Annotated in this window: 1 rRNA gene; it reads right to left on the reverse strand. The window is 49.3% G+C overall.

The features are described 5' to 3' along the window. Positions 1 to 17: 17 nt before the first annotated feature. Positions 18 to 134: ribosomal RNA gene (rrf, locus tag CES82_RS12335) — 5S ribosomal RNA — on the reverse strand. Positions 135 to 203 lie beyond the last annotated feature (69 nt).

Raw genomic sequence — 203 nt, forward strand, 5'->3', positions numbered from 1 at the left:
GATGACTGTCTTAGTTTGCGTGGCAACGTCCTACCCTTGCAGGGGGCGATCCCCCAACTACTCTCGGCGTGCTGAAGCTTAACTTCTGTGTTCGGCATGGGAACAGGTGTATCCTTCAGGCTATCGCCACCACACTATTGAGAACTGGTGCTCTCAAAACTAGACAATATCATTTTCTTTTACCGATGAACACCACTACTCGT

It is taken from the genome of Secundilactobacillus silagincola (assembly GCF_002583405.1).
In the GTDB taxonomy this organism is placed as follows: Bacteria; Bacillota; Bacilli; order Lactobacillales; family Lactobacillaceae; genus Secundilactobacillus; species Secundilactobacillus silagincola.